Genomic DNA, 1,542 nt, shown 5'->3' with positions numbered 1-1,542 from the left:
AATGGGATTAGTCATTAGTACAGTCAATATGAAAGGTGGTGTGGGCAAGACCACCCTCACCGTCAACTTGGCGACTTGCTTAGCCAAAAATCATAATAAGCGGGTTTTGGTGGTCGATTTAGATACCCAAATTAGTGGAACCTTGAGCTTAATGCAGCCCCAAGCATTTGCTAAAGCTAGAAAAGGAAGGCGGACATTAAGTCGGTTAATTGACAAAGTCACTAAACCTAGCTATCGCAGTCGCTTAACAATTGAGGATATTATTCAAACTGATAATTGTAATATCAAAGGATTGGATTTATTGCCAGGAGATATTGAGCTTTATGATGAATATGTAGTCTCTGATCTACTCCATAAGCAATCTATTCAGGAAGGGGAGGTGGAATTTAGTAAGGTTTGGAGCCGCTTTGAAAGTCTATTAATCAAAGGGATCTTAGAGCCAATTATCCCTAACTATGACTTTATTATTTTAGATTGCGCTCCTGGGTACAATCTTTTGACTCGCAGTGGCATTGTGGCTAGTGATTTATATCTGCTACCAGCCAGACCAGAACCTTTATCTATTGTAGGGATTCAACTTCTAGAAAGACGGATTGCCAGGCTCAAAGAAAGTCATCAGCAGGATAGTCCTCTTAACTTGCAGCTGTTGGGGATTATCTTTATTTTGTCAGGCGGGGGACTGATGGGTAGGTACTATAAGCAAGTGATGAGGCGAGTTGATAACGATTTCGATAGCAACCAAATTTTTAAAATTCGCATTCCCATGGATGTTAATGTTGCTAAAGCTGTGGATAGTTTTAGTCCTGTAGTTATCGCTCATCCTAATTCTGCTGGCTCTAAAGCATTCTTCAAGTTGACAGAAGAATTTTTACTTAAGCTTGAGGGGATTAAGAGTATGGAACAAATCAGGGATTAGTGTTGAATCTCTAATCCCTGATCTGGCCAATAGTGCTAACTGTCCTTAGCAATCTCTCAATCACCAATAACTTACAAGTCAGTTAACAAGTTACCTCAGAAGTTACCAGCTAAGGCAGCATTACAGCGTTCGCAGATGGTAGGATGCTCAGCAATTGTACCTACTTTAGGTCCGTAGTTCCAACAGCGATCGCATTTTAAGCCTTCTGCATTGACTACCCCTAGCGCTATAGTTTCTGATTCAGCGCTATAGGTTGCTGTTTGTATAGCTTCTAGGGAATCTACTAATTCTACTTGAGAGGCTAAGAGGAGATAGCGCAATTCATCCACTTGATTTCCACTCAGGCTATCGGAAGGATTCATAGCTTCCAGGCGCTGCTTTAATTGTTGATCTTTAACATAAAGCAAGACCTTAGCATCTAGAGATGAGCCAATCATCTTTTCGGCTCTGGCTTTTTCGAGTACTTTATTTACTTCTGTGCGGATGGTGCGCAAGGTTGACCAGGACGCCGCTAGTTCAGGGTTTTTCCATTGTTCCTCTAATTTGACCCAACCTGACTCAAACACGGATTCATGGGATTTCTGGTAAGGTAGGTATTGCCAGATATCCTCTGCCATGTGACAGAG

Annotated in this window: 2 protein-coding genes; one reads left to right on the top strand and one right to left on the bottom strand. The window is 41.6% G+C overall.

The window, feature by feature from the left end:
* Nucleotide 1: 1 nt before the first annotated feature.
* Nucleotides 2-916 (top strand): ParA family protein, encoded by a 915-nt coding sequence (locus tag F6K37_RS41805; protein ID WP_287257143.1) that lies wholly within the window; start codon nt 2-4, stop codon nt 914-916.
* A gap of 95 nt (nt 917-1,011) precedes the next feature.
* Here F6K37_RS41805 and F6K37_RS41800 read toward each other — a convergent pair.
* Nucleotides 1,012-1,542 (bottom strand): zinc finger domain-containing protein (locus F6K37_RS41800; protein ID WP_287257142.1); only part of this gene is annotated, 531 nt, incomplete at its 5' end.

The organism is Moorena sp. SIO4E2 (assembly GCF_010671945.1).
GTDB lineage: Bacteria > Cyanobacteriota > Cyanobacteriia > Cyanobacteriales > Coleofasciculaceae > Moorena > Moorena producens.
Note: the sequence above shows the minus strand (reverse complement) of the source record. Positions and strands in the feature narration are given on the sequence as shown.